General features: G+C 39.1%; 12 protein-coding genes. 7 read left to right on the top strand and 5 right to left on the bottom strand.

The window, feature by feature from the left end:
- Positions 1–132: 132 nt before the first annotated feature.
- From I4641_RS00070 to pelF, 3 genes are all read left to right on the top strand, one after another.
- A complete protein-coding gene (locus I4641_RS00070; protein ID WP_229638375.1) occupies positions 133–1,017 on the top strand; it encodes a TetR/AcrR family transcriptional regulator in 885 nt (294 codons plus the stop codon).
- Between the two features lie 207 nt (positions 1,018–1,224).
- Entirely contained in the window at positions 1,225–2,982 is a 1,758-nt protein-coding gene (locus I4641_RS00075; RefSeq protein WP_229638376.1) for a response regulator, read from the top strand.
- A gap of 2 nt (positions 2,983–2,984) precedes the next feature.
- The gene (gene pelF, locus I4641_RS00080; RefSeq protein ID WP_229638377.1) at positions 2,985–4,466 is read left to right on the top strand and encodes a GT4 family glycosyltransferase PelF; all 1,482 of its coding nucleotides are present in this window, start codon (positions 2,985–2,987) and stop codon (positions 4,464–4,466) included.
- An 87-nt stretch (positions 4,467–4,553) separates the two neighbouring features.
- On the opposite strand, the gene I4641_RS00085 is transcribed toward pelF, so the two are convergent.
- The 3 genes from I4641_RS00085 to tsaB form a co-directional block, all read right to left on the bottom strand.
- Positions 4,554–4,766, bottom strand: coding sequence for a hypothetical protein (locus I4641_RS00085; protein ID WP_229638378.1), 213 nt, complete (start codon positions 4,764–4,766; stop codon positions 4,554–4,556).
- A gap of 42 nt (positions 4,767–4,808) precedes the next feature.
- Complete coding sequence (locus I4641_RS00090) at positions 4,809–5,192, bottom strand: CsbD family protein (protein WP_229638379.1); 384 nt, start codon at positions 5,190–5,192, stop codon at positions 4,809–4,811.
- Positions 5,193–5,403: 211 nt separating this feature from the next.
- Positions 5,404–6,039: a tRNA (adenosine(37)-N6)-threonylcarbamoyltransferase complex dimerization subunit type 1 TsaB gene (gene tsaB / locus I4641_RS00095; RefSeq protein WP_229638380.1), complete on the bottom strand. Its 636-nt coding sequence runs from the start codon at positions 6,037–6,039 to the stop codon at positions 5,404–5,406.
- Between the two features lie 355 nt (positions 6,040–6,394).
- Here tsaB and glpX point away from each other — a divergent pair, with 355 nt between their 5' ends.
- Together glpX and I4641_RS00105 are read left to right on the top strand one after the other, a co-directional pair.
- Entirely contained in the window at positions 6,395–7,432 is a 1,038-nt protein-coding gene (gene glpX, locus I4641_RS00100) for a class II fructose-bisphosphatase (protein WP_369426691.1), read from the top strand.
- A gap of 270 nt (positions 7,433–7,702) precedes the next feature.
- Positions 7,703–8,989 (top strand): glutamyl-tRNA reductase, encoded by a 1,287-nt coding sequence (locus tag I4641_RS00105; protein ID WP_229638382.1) that lies wholly within the window; start codon positions 7,703–7,705, stop codon positions 8,987–8,989.
- 153 nt (positions 8,990–9,142) lie between these two features.
- Here the strand turns inward: I4641_RS00105 and I4641_RS00110 are convergent, their stop codons facing one another.
- The gene (locus I4641_RS00110; RefSeq protein WP_229638383.1) at positions 9,143–9,331 is read right to left on the bottom strand and encodes a hypothetical protein; all 189 of its coding nucleotides are present in this window, start codon (positions 9,329–9,331) and stop codon (positions 9,143–9,145) included.
- A 220-nt stretch (positions 9,332–9,551) separates the two neighbouring features.
- Here I4641_RS00110 and I4641_RS00115 point away from each other — a divergent pair, with 220 nt between their 5' ends.
- Positions 9,552–11,366 carry a hypothetical protein gene (locus tag I4641_RS00115; protein ID WP_229638384.1) on the top strand — a complete coding sequence of 605 codons (1,815 nt, stop codon included), beginning with the start codon at positions 9,552–9,554 and terminating at the stop codon, positions 11,364–11,366.
- On the opposite strand, the gene I4641_RS00120 is transcribed toward I4641_RS00115, so the two are convergent.
- The gene (locus I4641_RS00120; protein WP_229638385.1) at positions 11,363–13,120 is read right to left on the bottom strand and encodes a glycoside hydrolase family 9 protein; all 1,758 of its coding nucleotides are present in this window, start codon (positions 13,118–13,120) and stop codon (positions 11,363–11,365) included. The genes I4641_RS00115 and I4641_RS00120 overlap by 4 nt on opposite strands.
- 137 nt (positions 13,121–13,257) lie before the next feature.
- Here I4641_RS00120 and I4641_RS00125 point away from each other — a divergent pair, with 137 nt between their 5' ends.
- Complete coding sequence (locus tag I4641_RS00125; protein ID WP_229638386.1) at positions 13,258–14,745, top strand: TldD/PmbA family protein; 1,488 nt, start codon at positions 13,258–13,260, stop codon at positions 14,743–14,745.
- Positions 14,746–14,823: the final 78 nt, after the last annotated feature.

Here is a 14,823-nt window from a genome sequence, read left to right on the forward strand (position 1 = left end):
CAAGTTTACGATCTAAGTTCTACTATTGCTATCTACATATTGCTTTTGCTGTTGATAGAGAAGCTATAGAAGAAAATTAAATTTTACCTTTTATATATTTCAAATATATGAGATATAATTCACTTTTGTCAAATGAATACTAAAAAAAAATCTCTGCGTCGTCAACCCCAACAACAACGCAGTCAAGAGCGAGTCGAAAAAATTTTAGACGCAGCAGCCATAGTATTTGATGAAGTGGGTTTTGAAGCTGCAACTACCCACGAGATCGCATCTCGTGCTAATACTGCAATAGGTTCGCTTTATCAATTTTTCCCTAACAAGCTGGCAATTTTTAATGCTTTGGAGTTACGCCACGTCGATCGCGTTTATGTCATCTGGGAAAGACTATTGCGCCCCGAAATATTCAGTCTACCCTTTGCTGATTTTATTCATACTTTGATAAGGGAGTTTCAAAAACTATTTGAACAACCTACCTCTAAGATTGTCTTTTCACAGTTTTTTACTTCCCCCGCAATCTTTAAAAATATCGATACTAGCTTCACTCAAGAAGCCATCCAATTTATCGCGAAACTATTCAAAACCCGCAATCCCAAATTATCCAACAAGCGCAGCCAATTGTTAGGAGAAATCTGCGTACACGGCATCAATACCTTAATCTTATTAGCTTTACGCAGCGATCGCTCTCACAGCCAGGAAATTTTTAGCGAAATCGAAATTTTACTCAAAAAATATCTCGAAAACGATCTGGGAGATGATGCGATTGATCGCAACATTCAACCGATAGATAGACTGGCTGATTTATATCAACTTACTTCTCGTCAAAGTCTCATTTTAAGCTACGCTGCTAACGCCTCAGAAATAACCATTCAAAACTGCGAAGCTATGTTTGATAATGTATCTCGGCGCACTCTCCAAAGAGATTTAAAAGTTTTGATTCAGCATCAATTATTGTTCCCTCAAGGAAATACAGATCGACGATGTTATTGTTTCAATCAAAAGCTAACTAGTGACAACTAATGACAAAACCCTAAGGCGGGATCGATTATTCTGAGATTATCACAAACTTCATGAATAATTCACTGCTACTTAACCTAATTTCTTTGTTTGTAAGCCAAATTAGTATTAACTCAGTGAAATCTTCTACGTAAAAACAGAAAAATTCCGAGTGATCTAATAAAAAAACTTATAAATATATCTCCCAACCATTAGGTAAATATAGCAATTATGATTAATATTTTAATTGTCGACGATCAAAAAAGTGTACGCGCCAGACTCGAATACTTAGTACAATCGGTGACAGATTTTAACGTAATTGGCATTGCCGAAAATGGCTCAGATGCGATCGCTCAAGTGCAAGTATTACAGCCTGATATTGTCTTGCTAGATATGGAATTGCCTGAAATTAGTGGTTTAATGGTAACAAAGCTAATTTCCAAAGACTTTCCCAACATCAAAATATTAGTATTGAGCAGTCACGACAAACAAGAATATGTGAGTCAATCAATGTCAGCAGGAGCAACGGGATATTTACTCAAAGGTTCACCTGACGAAGAAATCGAACAAGCTATTCGATTTGTATCCAAGGGCTGCACTCATTTCGGTGCTGGATTATTTGCCAAAATGTTACCCATAGTAGAGGATCATTCTTCATCCCTCGACTTAGTTATTGAAGAAGAGCTAACTCTAGATTCGTCTTTTCTAGCTATCCCGTCTACAGTAGAAAAAACTCCAACCAAAACAACTTCGCAAAAAAAACAAATATTGGCTTGGTTAATCGTTACTATTAGTTTGACTGCGGGAATATATACTTTTCGTCAGTGGCTGAGACAACCTTTACCTGCATTGAGTCATACTCAACAATCTGACAATATAGCAACTACCGAGTTTAGCGGGAAATTAGTACCAGCAAAAACTTTTAAAATAGGAGCGATCGATCTTGGAATAATCGATAATGTATACGTGCAGGTAGGAGACAAAGTAGAAATCGGTCAACCTTTATTAACTCTCAAAAACCTATCCGCAGAAGCCCAGAAAAAACAAATAATTCAAGAACAGCAACTTACCAAACAACAGCAACAAACAGTACTGCAACAGCAACAAACAGCCCAACAAAGACTATTAGAGCTAGATCGACAAATAGATCGCCTCAAATATAATTTAGCCCCTCTCAAAGCCAAAATTGCCCAGGCTAACCTACAAGTATCTTTAGCCAAAAGTGATGCGGATAAACTTCCTCTACGCCAACGCCAAGACTCCGTACCTAGAACCAAAGCTGTCTATCAAAGATCTCAAGCTCACTTTAATCGTTTATCCGATTTATATCAACAGGGTGCAATTTCCCTAGAAAAACTAGAACAAGCCCAGTCAGAACTAGAGATCGCCAAGTTAGACTATGATATGGCGATCGCCGCAGCAGCAGCCAATGCAGAATTAGCCCAAAACCAAAGAACATTATCTCAATTACAAGAAAAACTAGCTCTCCAAGAACAAGAAGATGCGATCGCATCCTTAGAAAAGCAGAAGCAGACTGCTAGATTAGAATATCAACAAGCGGAATCCAAATTAGCACTATTGCGCCAACAAGCAACCCAACTAAACAAATACCAAGTTCCTGAAATTCATAAGGTAATCAAAGCCACCGAGGCGGGAATTGTGGCAAAATTGCCCGTGACAGAAGGAGAACAAATTTATAGTGGTAATACCGTAGTCGAACTAGCCAAACTAGAGCAACTCAAAATTACCATTCCCGTTAACGCTCGTCTGATTAATGCCCTATCTCTCGAACAAGCAGCAATAATTAAATTAGGTTCGGGAGTGACAGCCCAAAAATTTGAGGGTAAAATTACGACTGTAAATCCGTTACCCACCGAAAAATTGAATTATTTAGTTGAAGTGGAATTTACCAACTCGACTGATGAATTATTAGTCGGTCAATTAGCTCGGGTACAGTTTATGCCTCAGACAATTGCTGGAGGAAAATAAATTTGGCTAGACCTTGCGTACTCCTTACTACAGAAGGAACTTATCCTTTTGCTAAAGGGGGAGTGAGTACTTGGTGTCATGTTTTAACTCAACAGTTACCAGAAATCGATTTTAAACTTCTGGCTGTGGTAGCAAATCCCTATCAGGAAATTCGCTATGAGTTAAGTCCAAATGTTTTGGAAGTATCAAAAATCCCCTTATGGGGTATGGACGATCCAGTAGAATATAGCTGGCGATCGCCTTTTTCCTCCGCGCTTCATAGCAAACAAGGAGTCACTCCCAATCTGATTAAACAGACTTTTCTTCCTTTATGGTCATCCTTTTTACGTTCCATTCTGAGTGCAGAAGTAGAAGCCAAATCTTTAGGGAAATTGATTCTCTCTCTCCACAAATATTTCTTAGTTTATGACTACCACAAGACGATGAATTCTTCTTGGGTTTGGTCGACTTACAAACATCTAGCCTGGGACTATTGTCAACAAGAAGATCTAACTGGAGTCACCTTAACCGAATTAACCGAAGTGATGCGCTTGCTATATCGGTTTTTAATTACTATTCATCTCCCCGTACCAGAAACCGATCTTACCCACTCTTCCGCAGCAGCTTTTTGCGGACTTCCTTGTGTAATTGCCAAACTGCAACGGGGTACTCCCTATCTACTTACGGAACATGGTATTAATATCCGCGAGCAATATCTGAACCTCAATCAAAATATCCCTTCGTTATATGTGCGTAAGTTTCTCTATCGCCTGATGGGTGCAGTGGTTAAAGTAAACTTCCACTATGCCGACCTAATCTCTCCTGTATGCGAGTTTAACGCTCGTTGGGAAAGATGGTGGGGAGTTCCTCCAGAAAAGATTAAAGTGATTTATAACGGTGCAGATCCAGAGAAATTTCACCCTACCCCACCCATAAAAAAAGAACGCCCCCAAGTAATGAATATGGGGTTAATCTTTCCTCTCAAGGGTCAATTAGATTTAATTAAAGCCTCTATAATAGTTCGCGAACAAATTCCCGATGTGGAGTTTATTTTTTATGGCAAAGCTTCCGATGAAAACTATTTTGCTCAATGCGAAGCATTAGTTAAAGAACATAAATTAGAAAATACCATCAACTTTGCTGGCTTTACGAGCGAACCCTGGCGAGCCTATAGCGAAGCCGATGTAGTAGCCATGGCAAGTATTTCTGAGGGATTTCCTTTTGCTATTATTGAAGCCATGCTTAGTCGAGCAACTATTGTTTCTACTGATGTGGGGGGAGTCCGCGAAGCGATCGCCGATACGGGTTTGTTAGTTCGCGCCAGTCGTTCCGAACAAATGGCAGAGGCTATTTTAAAGTTATTATTAATGGATGAAAAAGAGCGATCACAATACGGTGAAAAAGCCTTAGAACGTTCTTTGAAATTGTTTACTCAAGAGACTTTTTTAGCTGAACATAGAGAAGTCTATGACAAACTTTTAAATAGTTCTGCTTTATCACTGTGACCTATTTAAAAAATAACCACAACAACAAGTATTATGGTTATTTTGTATCTTTTGACTTAATTTTTTAAACTCAAATTATCAAGTATTTCAATCAAGGGGAGGATTCCTATTTATCTTGCGAACTATTTTTTTTCGAGAAATATTTTGCCTATCTATATTATCAATATTTTCTTCCTTGGATACCAAAAAATCGGGACTTTGTTCAATCGGTCTTGTTCCTGCATCTTGAAAAGTGTCTCCAATCTCTAGATGATTTTTTGCTACAGGACGACTTGTATTGTCTAAATTTGGTTCTTGCATAATCTCAATTATCTTCAACGATCTATTTACATCTTGAATAAATTAATTAAAGAAGTCTTTGACAGAATCAACCAAGCTTTCGGAAGTATCTTCTACTGCATCTTGAGCATCATTTAACTTGTTTTTAGTAGTACCAATATCTTGTTTGGCTTTACCTTTCGCTTGAGTTATTGCGCCCTTACCTTCTTCTGTGGGATTATTTAAAAGATCCCCTACACCGCGTCTTGTTGTGCCAATATCTTTTTGAACTTTTCCTTCTATTTGGTCGCTAACTCCGTCTAAGGTAGCAGCATTTGCATTTATACTGATGTTAAAGAAAAGATTTGACCATGCCAAAATAACTATCGCGGTTGCCATTAATGCGATCGCGACTTTTCGGGTATAGATTTTAAATAGATCGGAAGTAGTTGTTTGAGTGTGTAGCATATCTCATGATTCCTTGAAAGTTTATATAGTTAAGATATTCAATATTAATTTTATTTTCATCTTTCATTGGTTAGATTTATCTCTTTACTATGAGTATAATTACTCGGAAAAATAATAATAATTAATAAAATCAAATTCAAGGTTGCGATCAATATCTAGTTGCTTAGGCGATCGCATTCCCTTAGGTTCGGTTAATTGTGGTGGAGTATAGTTAATTATTAACTGGATGTTGACCGTAAAAAGGCACTACTGCCGACCAATGAGAAACTGTACCTTTTTGCCAACTCACATGAGCTAAATCCAAAACATTAGTTACGGTAGCAGCAATATTTTCTTCTGCTTTAATTAACTGATAGGAAGAGTTGAGATCTCCTAAAGTATCTTGCCAAGCTTGAACAGTCATTAAAGAATCTTCAAGGTAGGTTTGTAGGTTTCCCTGACTATCTAACTGATAGATCCCGACGAACAATTGTTCTCGTCTAGCATCCATTTCTACCGCTAGTAAATCAGCACTGCCATCGTTTTGTGCTGCTGCAACTGCTGCCAAATTAGAAATCCCAAATAAAGGAATATTCAACTGTTGGGCTATAGTACGAGCCGTAACCACCCCTACTCTAGTGCCAGTAAAGCCTCCCGGTCCTTTCGCTACTGCCATAAATTTCAGATCCTGCCAAGTTTGAGGCGCGATAATTTCTTGTAAATACTGATGTAGTTCAGATGCCAATCCTCTGCCTAAATCCCATAGGCGATCGCGACGATCTCCAGCATAATTATTAATCGCTATGCCTAGTTGTGGCGTACTAGTATGCAGGGCGATCGCATATTTATTCTGATTCGAGATGGACATACATTAAAGCTACTAATTTTTGATTTTCTCAATTATTATCTATTTTCAAACTCTTTGATCGAATTAAGTATAAACTGTGGCGTGTTGCAAAACAGAAGCTGAACTTGCCCCAAAATATAATAAAATACCTACTTGATGGCGAAAAGCCGATCTCAATTTAAAAGTCGTCTCCAATCTTAATAACTTTAATTATAAAAAAGTCACATGATGTTTCAATAGACCTCGAACAATAGATTGAGGCTTATTAAAATTTAATAAAGATCGGATATATACCTCTGGTGGTAGACTTTTTCCTTGAGCAAGCATCGCTTTAGAAAAAAAATTTAACAACGAGCAATTAGGGAGGAAGACCTTGCTGGAAAATACCCTGGGTTTAGAAATTATTGAGGTAGTAGAACAAGCTGCTATCGCTTCTGCCAAATGGATGGGAAAAGGCGAAAAGGATACTGCTGATGAAGTAGCAGTAGAAGCAATGCGCGAACGCATGAACAAAATCAACATGCGCGGTCGGATCGTGATCGGGGAAGGAGAACGGGATGATGCGCCTATGCTCTATATCGGAGAAGAAGTAGGTATTTGTACTCAGCCCGATGCTAAAAACTATTGCAACCCAGACGAACTAATTGAAATCGATATTGCAGTCGATCCTTGCGAGGGAACTAACCTCGTAGCATACGGTCAAAATGGTTCGATGGCTGTTTTGGCGATCGCCGAAAAAGGTGGCTTATTTGCAGCACCTGATTTCTACATGAAAAAATTAGCAGCACCAGCAGCAGCTAGAGGTCACGTAGATATTAATAAATCTGCTACTGAGAACTTAAGAATTATCTCTGATTGTCTCAACCGTTCCATCGAAGATTTAGTGATTGTAGTGATGGATCGTTCTCGTCACGAAGGTCTAATCAAAGAAATTCGCGATGCTGGAGCTAGAGTTAGATTGATCGCCGACGGTGACGTATCTGCTGCGGTTTCCTGCGCTTTTTCTGGATCTAACATCCACGGTCTAATGGGTATTGGTGCTGCCCCTGAGGGGGTAATTTCTGCTGCTGCAATGCGTTGCTTGGGCGGACACTTCCAAGGACAATTGATTTATGATCCTGCGATTGTTAAAACTGGTCTCATTGGTGAGAGTAAAGAGAGCAACCTCGAAAGATTAGCTGGTATGGGTATTAATGACCCAGACAAAGTATACAGTGCTGAAGAACTAGCTAGTGGCGACACAGTATTGTTTGCAGCTTGCGGTATCACTCCTGGTACTTTGATGAATGGCGTTCGTTTCTTCAAAGGTGGTGCGAGAACTGAAAGTTTAGTTATCTCTTCTCAGTCCAAAACTGCTCGGTTTGTTGACACAGTACATATGTTCGATCAGCCCAAGACTTTACAATTAAAGTAAAAGCAGATTGAGCTTCAAATTAAAGTATCAACCTTAGATAGTTAAAGATATGTAAATCCCGATCGCGATCTGCGGTAATAAGATACGACAAGACTGTATAACTTGATAAGGATAAAGGCAAATAGTGAGAGGGTTGACCTGTTGCTATTGCCTTTTCTTAATTCTGTTTTTTATAAAAAAAACCTGGTTGAAACAAAGTTATAAAATATTAAGAAATCTTTTGCCCAACCTCAATCTTGAAGGTTAAAGCAAAATTTGTAAAAAACTAATATGAATATTGTAGTTGTTGGTTTAAGTCACAAAACTGCTTCGGTGGATGTACGCGAAAAATTAAGCATTCCCGAAGCAAATATAGAAGAAGCGATCGCCACTCTCAAAGGTTATCCTCACATTAAGGAAATAGCGATTATCAGTACCTGTAATCGTTTAGAAATCTATAGTGTAGCCATAGATATCGAACAAGGTGTTAAGGAAATTAGTCAGTTTTTGGCGGAAAAAGCTCAAGTTCCCTTAAGACAACTCCGTCCCAATCTATTTACCCTGCTGCGGGAAGATGCTCTGCGCCATTTGATGCGCGTTTCTGCTGGTTTGGAGAGTTTGGTTTTAGGAGAAGGACAAATTCTCGCTCAGGTCAAAAATACTCACAAGCTAGGTCAAAAGTATCAAGGCTTAGGTAGGCTTTTAGATAAATTATTTAAGCAAGCTATTTCTACAGGTAAAAGAGTTCGTAGCGAAACTAGTATTGGTACGGGGGCGGTTTCTATCAGTTCTGCTGCGGTAGAATTAGTCTATACGAAGGTAGATAATTTACCTTCTTATAGTATTACTATCATTGGTGCGGGTAAGATGGCTTGCTTGCTAGTCAAGCATATGCTTTCTAAAGGCGTGACAGATATTTCTATTGTTAATCGCTCTCACCGACGAGCGCAAAAACTCTGCGACCAATTTGCCAGTGCTAATTTAAAAATATATCCCATTAGTGAAATGATGGAAGCCGTTGCAACATCGGACTTAGTATTTACTAGTACTGGTGCAACAGAACCTATCCTAAACCGAGTTAAATTAGAAAATCATCTAACTTTAGAGCGAGATCTGATGTTGGTAGATATTTCTGTTCCTCGTAATATTGCTGCGGATGTGAATGAAATAGGCTGTGTTAGTGTCTATAACGTTGACGATCTTAAAGCTGTAGTCGCAGCAAACCAAGAAAACCGTAGAGAAATGGCGCGGGAAGCAGAAGGAATCATCGAACAAGAAGTTGCTGGCTATATTACCTGGTGGCGATCGCTAGAAACAGTCCCCACCATTAGCTGTTTGCGTAGCAAAGTAGAAAGCATTCGAGAGCAAGAAATGGAAAAAGCTCTATCTCGTTTGGGTTCGGAGTTCGCCGAAAAACATCAAGAAGTAATCGAAGCACTAACCAGAGGAATTGTGAATAAAATTCTTCACGAACCGATGGTACAGTTAAGAGCGCAACAAGATATAGAGGCTCGTCGTCATTGTTTGCGCTCTTTACAGATGCTATTCGATCTAGATACAGAAGAACAATATAGCTGATTTAGCTCTTAATTTAATTTAATCAACCAACAAAAACGCGACTCCCAAATAGCTGAGTCGCGTTTGATATTATAGTTATTTTTTAAAATATTAATTAATAGGAATTATAAGTTTTAAAAGATTATATTAATAATTTATCGATGCTCAATATAATTAAAAATCGTAGCAGAAAATACCCATCCAAGGAAGTTGTACGCACCAGTTGCCATCGGTAACAACAGTAGATTCACTAATTTCGCTGGCTGCGTCACTTTCCACACTATTTGTTGCTGCTTGTCCAGGTAGGATATTAAGAGTGAGAATATTAAGAGTTAATAGAGCAAGGGATAAGTGTTTTTTCATGATTTTGACCTGGGTTTATAAAAGTTTTTTAAAGTGTTTTTGTTGTCTATAAAGCCAGTATAAAGTTGTCTTTTTAGATAACCAGTGACTAAAGTCACTATCAAAATATGAACTCTGTCGCGATTCCTGTTGATTTAGTTGCAGCGGTTTTATATTATCTGGATTTAGATGGGATAACTGATAGAATTTAGCCTTGTTTAATAGGGTGGAGAACGATCGCATGAAAATATGGTGGGTAAGATTTATTTGTTTGACTATTTTGCCGATCTTCTATCCCACTATGGTTCACGCTCAAGACTCTTCAAATTTATCTCAAAAAAACTCTCCCCCATCTATAACTTTTACTCCTTTGGCAGCGCAATTATTTAGTCAACCCACCGCCCAACATTTAAGTCAGGGAGAAGTACTAATTAATCTTGATACTCGTACTTTTTTGTTTCCCGATTTAGTTTCTGGTGGGGTAGATAATGAAGACAGTGCGGTTAATTTTAATACTGGTTTTAGCTGGGGAATAAATGACAATCTGCAACTCACTCTACAGTTTCAGCACGTAGATAGTAGCTCTCCCGTAAAACAAGGAGGCTTTATTTCCGAACGCACCGAAGATAATGAAGCGGTGATGGAACTCAAACACAATCTCTGGAGTAATGAGGCTCAAACCCAAAAATTAAGCGGGGTTATTGCTGCTTCTTGGGGTACTCGCGGGTTTATGTTTACTAGGGGGGGAGAAGAAACTGAAATTAATAATCGAGATGTATTTGTCTCTTTAGCAGTTCCCTTTACCACTAGTATGGGCGATCGCTGGCAATTTACTGTATCTCCCACAGTGGCATTTTTCAAGGATGAAAGTGCCGTGTTTTTCCATCGTCTTCCCGATGATGAAGATAGTTTTTTTGGTACGGTTTTGGGTTTGGGCGCAGGAGTTTCATATCGAGCAAACTCGCGGTTATTTTTAGTTAGCGATGTGTTTGTACCTGTAACTGGAAATAACAGTATTAATCGGGATTCTGGATCGCCAGATAAAGCGATCGCCTATAATGCAGGATTGCGTTTTTTTACCAATCCCCGTTTGGCTTTAGATCTTTATGCTACAAATACTTTTGCTAGGTTTGCACCTTTGTCTTTAACTGCCGATCGCGACTTTCTCGGTTTGGGTGCTAATTTGGTATTTATGCCCGATGCTATATCGGCAAATCAGAAATATTCCGATCTCTTTTCTGATACTTCACAAGTAGAATCTTTAACCACTGATGGTTTGGCTTTTTTTGACGGTGGAACTATACCCAGTGGTGACTTTTCCCTACAGTTACAAGGGGGTAGTCAAGGAGTTTTAACTGCTTTACGTTATGGCTTTCTCCCAGATTTTACAGGAGGTATCTTTCTCGATTATATAGGAGGGAATGTAGATGAATCGGAACAGGGGATTAGCGGAAAAGTACGCTTTCTGAGCCAAGGAAATAATGCACCCTTGACTATTAGTGGTGCTGCTACGGCTAGTTTAACTAACGAAGTCTTGATCAATTTTTTTGAAAACGATAGCAATGCTTTTGAGGATAGTAATTTTAATAAAACTATTCCTATTTTTACCCCAGGAGGAGATAATGGCGATCGCCGAGAACTCTTAATTCTGACTTTAGCCTTACCCGTACATTATGAAATAGATCGCGGTACGGCAGTCTGGTTTACTCCTATTTTAGGTTATGTCCAACGATTGGGATTAGAGATCGGTGGGTTTAACTTAGGAAGTGCGATCGCATTAAGTGAAGAGATTAGATTGATGGGAGAAGTAGGGGCAAATCTTGGTGGAGAAGGAAATAGCCTGGTAGATGGAAGACGAGAGAATAAAATTCCCTGGAATATTGGGGTGCGTTGGCTGCCATTATCTTTATTAAACAGAGAAGCTAGTAATAATAATAGCGATCCTTATTTAGAGCTATATTTGACTAATCGAGTGGGTGCGTCTACTTGGCATCAATTAAGAGTGCGAGAGGATAATAATATTGGTGTTGGTGCGGGTTTGTTTCTACCTTTTTAATTCTCTAATAAATTAACAATCAAACTAATAACCGCAGCATTATAATCAGTGGCATTGCCATTAGTAGCATAAGAAAGCTCGTCATCGGAATAACTTAAATGACCTTTGTCTTTATATACTTTACTATCTTGAGCAGTAGCGTTTGCTCCTGATACTACCACCCCAGGAATTTTAATTTGTTTAGCTCTAGTATATAAATTACTTAAGTTTTGGACAGAATTTGTCCCAATATCGGTAATAAAAGTTTGATTGAAATGATTGCGCCCTAAAAGATAATCTAGTTGAGCAATTGCACCATTGAGATATTGAGTATTATCAGTGATTCGATAGGCATAAATCAAAGCAATTCCCGATTCGGCAACTGTTCTATTTGAACCCCAAATAAAGCGATCGCTGGCAATATTATAAGGATTTTGATTTACTATCTCTAAGATACGATCTGCCTGTTGTTTGACTTTAGTTTCGATCTGGCTGATGGTTTCTGTTGAGACTGGTTGACGCTTTTGTCTGAGATAATCGATCGCCCCTAAAGAAACGGGATTTTTCCATTCAAATACATCGTATTCAACCTTATCTAAATTATCGCTAAAATAATTAGCAAAATTATCTTTCCCCGTCGTAATATACAATTCTGCTGCTGCCCACAGGCGATCGTCAATATCCGTAGTCAAACTTTTTTCTGTATTAAATTGAGAAGCCAGATACTTATCCGATCCGAGATCGTCTTCTGCTTTCCAGTCAACCTGCATCTGGGGTTGGTTTTGTAAATATTCCCAAGCCAACTTAGCCGAAGTTAAATACTTATCGGCTAATTCGCGATCAATCAATTCAAAATTACGACTGGCGATCGCCATTACCGCAGCAAACTTTGCCGTTTCGGGGGTAGAAATACCATAAACATAGCGGGGTTGAATATCCTCATCGGGGGCTAAATTCAATGCCCAAGTAGCACCAGCCACCTTACGATATACCGCACCATCAGCCCGCTGCATTTTGAGCAACCAGTTTAAACCAAACTCCATCTCGTCTAATAAATCCGATCTTCCGTTTCCGCTTTCAGGGATATTTAATTGACTATCGGGAAACAGATTGGGGTTTTCCTCGTAGAGAGTCAATAAACGCCCTATACTAACGGTAGTTGTAGCAACATACTTATTGTAAGATCCTCCATCGTGCCAGCCCCCTACCCCATCGATTTTTGTTGGTTCATCTCCATTGGCTAAAATGCCATCTCTCACATGACAGGGAGGATGAGAAATCCCCGACACGGGATCGTCGATGGCTACACCACATCGCTGTAAATAATAAGATCGCAATAATTTAATTAAGGGATCTCGATAAATATCCGTACCAATGGCGAAGGGTACAGACTTAAATTTTCCATTGCGGAGATAATAATTACCCTGTTGCGAAATCTCGCTAAAATCAATGGTTGAGATCCCATCTGCACTATCGCGATCGATTGTTTCTGGTGTTAAAGAGAAAGTGGCAATTTCTTTATTGGTATCGCGATCGATTAATTGGGTGGTATTTTGCAGTTTTACTTGACTGTCTAAGCCCGTATTATGACGAAAAAAAGCTTTTTTCTGCCATTGAGGCAAATACCCTACTTGGTTGACAACAATTCCTGGTTTTTTGTTTGGTATTCTACCTTGTAATAAAGTTTCAACATCGCTATCTAGACTAAACAATATGCCGAATAAAATAACACCGACAACGATCGGCAATAGATAATTGTTCCATCTAAATTTCATGATTTACTTAATAAATTTATATTTTCAGTTGTTAGCTAATAGAATAACTAACCCCTGCAATTGTTCCTGCATAGTCTTTACGCTCCACGACTGTAAATGTATAAAATATAAGCAATCAACACTCCTTCAAGTTCATAATGGTACAAGCTCCTCCTCAACAAACCGATCGAGAATTAGCTGCTATAGCGGTAGACTCAATTCGCCAAGCTGGTTGCGAATATGGCGATATTCGGATCGCTCACTATCGCCAGCAAAACTTATCCGCGCGAGATCGCTCTTTAACCAGACTATCCGATAATATTAATTCTGGATTTGGTATTAGAGTCTTATTAAATGGCGCGTGGGGTTTTGTTGCTTCTCATCGCATTACTCCAGAAGAAATCAACAGAGTAGTCCATCTAGCCATAGAAACTGCTAAAGGAAGCCACCTCACCCAACAACAACCAGTTAAACTAGTCCCCGTCGAAGCTTATCAAGATAAATATATTACTCCTATTAAAATCGATCCTTTTGAAGTAGCTATTCAAGAGAAAGCCGAACTACTATTAAATATCAACGAGCAATTTCTCTCTTATGAGGACAAAGGAATCAAAAAAGCCTATTCTTTCCTTAGTTTTACTAAAGAAGAGAAAATATTTGCTTCTACTGTTGGCTCGGCGATCGAACAAACCATTTATCGTAGTTATCCTGGCATGGGTTGTACTGCGATCGCAAATGGTGATGCCAAAGAGAGAAACTACGAACGTCCACCCCTTAATATTGGTTATGAACATATAGATGCTGCTGACTTATTAGGTAATATCGAACGAGTAGCCCATCAAGCGATCGAGAAAGTCTACGCACCAGAGTTTAGCAATGAGGGCAAAACAACTCTAATATTAAAACCAAGCAACCTTTTTCTAACTATCCACGAGTCTGTAGGACATCCCACCGAATTAGATCGAGTGTATGGTTATGAAGCCAACTTTGCAGGAACGAGTTTTGCTACCACCGATAATCTTCACAAACTACAATACGCAGCACCTTGGGTAAATTTTGTTGCCGATCGCACTCAACCTCAAGGGCGCAGTACAATGGCTTATGATGATGAAGGCGTACCCGCCCAAAAATGGTACGTGGTAAAAGACGGCATTCTCAATGACTACCTAACAGATCGAGAAACCGCCTATCGTTTGGGAAGAGGAAGCAGTAATGGTAGTGCCTATGCAGATAGTTGGTCGAGTACGCCCATGGTACGCATCCCCAACTTAGGTTTAGAGCCAGGTAAAGCAGGAGATAGCCACACCGCAACCTTAGAAGAAATGATCGCCGATACCAAAGATGGTATTTTAATTGATGGTATTGGTAGTTTCTCTATCGATCAACAACGACGTAACTTTCAATTCGGTGGCGATGCTTTTTGGTCGGTCAAAAACGGTAAAGTTACTCAAATGCTGAAAAACGTTACTTATCACAGCATGACTACGGATTTTTGGAATAGTGTTGATGCTATTGGTGGGGAGTCTGAATTAGTTCAATGTGGTACTAATATGTGCGGTAAAGGAGAGCCGATGCAAATAGCTCAAATGACCCATGCTTGCGTACCCGTTAGAGTTAAAGATATTCATGTAGGACGGGGTTCTTAAATAGCTAGGGCTTGCTGGGGCGAATAGCTGTTCGCTCCCAAATAAGTAATAAGTAATAAGTAATAATTAATTATTAAT

The sequence above is a fragment of the Waterburya agarophytonicola KI4 genome, from assembly GCF_020640915.1.
In the GTDB taxonomy this organism is placed as follows: Bacteria; Cyanobacteriota; Cyanobacteriia; order Cyanobacteriales; family Xenococcaceae; genus Waterburya; species Waterburya agarophytonicola.

Coding starts and splice junctions, on each gene's coding strand:
- I4641_RS00070 (WP_229638375.1), top strand. CDS start 133: ATGAATACTAAAAAAAAATCTCTGCGTCGTCAACCCCAACAACAACGC.
- I4641_RS00075 (WP_229638376.1), top strand. CDS start 1,225: ATGATTAATATTTTAATTGTCGACGATCAAAAAAGTGTACGCGCCAGA.
- I4641_RS00085 (WP_229638378.1), bottom strand. CDS start 4,766: ATGCAAGAACCAAATTTAGACAATACAAGTCGTCCTGTAGCAAAAAAT.
- I4641_RS00090 (WP_229638379.1), bottom strand. CDS start 5,192: ATGCTACACACTCAAACAACTACTTCCGATCTATTTAAAATCTATACC.
- tsaB (WP_229638380.1), bottom strand. CDS start 6,039: ATGTCCATCTCGAATCAGAATAAATATGCGATCGCCCTGCATACTAGT.
- I4641_RS00105 (WP_229638382.1), top strand. CDS start 7,703: ATGAATATTGTAGTTGTTGGTTTAAGTCACAAAACTGCTTCGGTGGAT.
- I4641_RS00110 (WP_229638383.1), bottom strand. CDS start 9,331: ATGAAAAAACACTTATCCCTTGCTCTATTAACTCTTAATATTCTCACT.
- I4641_RS00115 (WP_229638384.1), top strand. CDS start 9,552: ATGAAAATATGGTGGGTAAGATTTATTTGTTTGACTATTTTGCCGATC.
- I4641_RS00120 (WP_229638385.1), bottom strand. CDS start 13,120: ATGAAATTTAGATGGAACAATTATCTATTGCCGATCGTTGTCGGTGTT.
- I4641_RS00125 (WP_229638386.1), top strand. CDS start 13,258: ATGGTACAAGCTCCTCCTCAACAAACCGATCGAGAATTAGCTGCTATA.